General features: G+C 60.7%; 4 protein-coding genes. 1 reads left to right on the plus strand and 3 read right to left on the minus strand.

Going from position 1 to position 2,441, the window contains the following annotated elements; translation table 11 throughout:
* Positions 1 to 144: 144 nt before the first annotated feature.
* Complete coding sequence (locus MTX35_RS25185) at positions 145 to 600, minus strand: DUF3237 domain-containing protein (RefSeq protein ID WP_243597464.1); 456 nt, start codon at positions 598 to 600, stop codon at positions 145 to 147.
* Between the two features lies 1 nt (position 601).
* Positions 602 to 1,129 (minus strand): phenolic acid decarboxylase, encoded by a 528-nt coding sequence (locus MTX35_RS25190; protein ID WP_243597465.1) that lies wholly within the window; start codon positions 1,127 to 1,129, stop codon positions 602 to 604.
* Between the two features lie 59 nt (positions 1,130 to 1,188).
* On the opposite strand from MTX35_RS25190, the gene MTX35_RS25195 reads away from it, so the two are divergent.
* Positions 1,189 to 1,632 (plus strand): MarR family winged helix-turn-helix transcriptional regulator, encoded by a 444-nt coding sequence (locus MTX35_RS25195; protein ID WP_243597466.1) that lies wholly within the window; start codon positions 1,189 to 1,191, stop codon positions 1,630 to 1,632.
* 102 nt (positions 1,633 to 1,734) lie between these two features.
* Here MTX35_RS25195 and MTX35_RS25200 read toward each other — a convergent pair whose 3' ends face one another.
* Positions 1,735 to 2,229 carry a hypothetical protein gene (locus MTX35_RS25200; RefSeq protein WP_243597467.1) on the minus strand — a complete coding sequence of 165 codons (495 nt, stop codon included), beginning with the start codon at positions 2,227 to 2,229 and terminating at the stop codon, positions 1,735 to 1,737.
* Between the last annotated feature and the right edge of the window lie 212 nt (positions 2,230 to 2,441).

Here is a 2,441-nt window from a genome sequence, read left to right on the forward strand (position 1 = left end):
GGGTCGGGTACCGACACATCGTTCGAAGGACAGCCCACCGGGCGTCGGTCACATTGAGAGTCAGGCCCCAACCCACCGCAGATATCCAGTATCACCGGACACATTCATACTCACAGTCACATTGACTGCGCGGAGTCGAGTCGGTCAGGTGACCTGGTAGACGTCCAGCTCCACGGAGTTCGGCAATCGCTGGGCGGATCCGATGAACATGCGCTCGTTCATCCACCGGAGTCTGCTCGCGGCGGAGGACAGTCTGGGTTGACTACGGAAATAGATGCGATCGGCGGGCACAGGTTCACCGCGGACAAGTGCGGCGATGTCATCTTCGGCACCACTTCGTACGCCGACGTTGTGTATCGCGATCCGCTCGCCCGCATCGGTCTCGAGTGCGTATCTGGTGTCCAACTCGGTGAGTGTCGCCGTGCGGAGAATCTGGTGATCCGCACCTCCGGGTAGAACTCGGCCCTGCAGGAACGGGCCCTCGACGGTACCGCCGAGGATCGGCACCAGGCGACGGTGACCATCGGCCACCTCGCCAAGGTCGATCGGTTCACCTACGGTCACCGACAGATGGGCGACGAAGACCAGTTCTGGACGCATGTCAGTTGGTTCGGTCGGCAAATCCGTCGGGCAAATCGCTGGGCGCAACCGACACGATCGTCTCGTCGTCGACGCCGACGTGCTCGAACAGAGTGATGGTGGCGAATTCGGGAACCACATAGATGGGGTAGGTCGGGCCCGCGTCGCGGTAGGCGCGCATTCGGTCGAGGTGGTCATTCTGATACAGAACGGTCTTGGTTCCGTCGAGTTCGATCCATTGCGGGAAGAAGATCGTGCCATGCAGGCGCCGCTTGCCGGGAATGACGTTGACGACGACGGATGTCCCGGTCGGCTCGTTCCACGAGATCTTGTAGACATCGTCGTCGAGTTGGACCAGATCGACTTCCTGGTCCTTGACCCATCGACCACCGACCATGCCGGTGTGGATGCGGTAGTCGATCGTCGTGGCGTTCTTGACGTACATCTCGTACTGCCAGTTGTTCGCGTACGTGTAGATGAATCGGTGTCCGACGATGCCGGCGAGGTCCTGATCCGGCACCGGATTCTGAACCGAGGTCTCTGTATTCATGAGACCATTTTGTCACAAAACTATGTTTGCGGCAAAACTACATGTGAGATCATCGAACAGTGCATTCCTCCGCAATCGAACTCGGTCGACAACTGGGACCGCTGCGGCGCTCGTTGCTCCGCGCGACCCGCGAAGCCGCGGACTTGCCGGACCTCCCTGACTCACACGTCGAAGTGATGAGAGCCCTCGTCGACAAGCCGTCGATGAGCCCCGGAGTCCTCGCCGCACATCTCAACCTCGCTCGCTCGACCGTCAGCAACCTGATCAAAGCAATGGTCGACGCTGGTCTCGTCGAACGATCGATCTCGTCGAACGACCTCCGGGGAGCGACCCTGACGGCGTCGCCGAAGGCCCTCCGTCTACTCGCCGAATATGACGCAGTCAGTTCGCAGGTGCTTTCCGACGCACTCGACGAGCTGACCGTGGACAGCCGTAGAGCACTCTCTGCGGCAATCCCTGCTCTGGCCGACATCACTGAAATCCTGTCTCGTCGATCGTCCTGAACTCGCAGACCGGTCACCCGAAGTCCACTCGATGTGACATTGACCCCCGAAAAGGCCACCGAATGTCACATCGAGTACCCGCGAGGGACTCCGTCGGTGGCGTCAGGCAACAGTGATCATGTCGTGCGCCAATCGAGGTGTGCGCAGCTGACAGACATTCGAAAACCAACTGCGGACGGGATAAGAAAGTCTGACGACGAAGTAGTTGACGAATTCGACGACTCCGAAGAGCCACACGGCGACGACGGCGAGAGCCGCAGCGATCCCGGCGGGAAACCAGACGATGATGCCCACCAACCCGGCAGCCAACAACGCGAAGTCGACAATTCGACATACCCGGTAGACCACGCGGAGGAAGACGGGCATCGGGTGGTGTCCTACCCAGGAACGCGCCAGCAGCCAGTAGATACCCGCTTGTACGAGCACGATCAGCAATGGAACAAGGGCGGACCACAAGACCAGACGGTCCTGCTGGTCATCGAGCCTCGGCATCGCCATGGTGAGGGCGACCGTCAGGAAGACAACTGCTGCGGCAAGCTCGCCGAGCCCCAGCGACAGATATCGCCGACGCAACGCCTCGCGTCGACCGGCCCACATGCCTCCACACTATCGAGGGCAGTGCGCTGGGCACCCGCTCGCGGTCCACTCGATGTGACATCGACCCCCGAAAAGGCCACTGAATGATGCTCCTATGTTTGTCAAGTGGTCTGGGGCGGCTTGAGTAGGCCGTAGATTTCGCGGGCGATGGCGCGTTTGAGGCATCGGGTGATCTCGCGTGGGGTCTTGCCTTCTGTCAGTCGCCGGTCCCG

Source organism: Rhodococcus sp. ARC_M12, from assembly GCF_022810385.1.
In the GTDB taxonomy this organism is placed as follows: domain Bacteria; phylum Actinomycetota; class Actinomycetes; order Mycobacteriales; family Mycobacteriaceae; genus Rhodococcoides; species Rhodococcoides navarretei.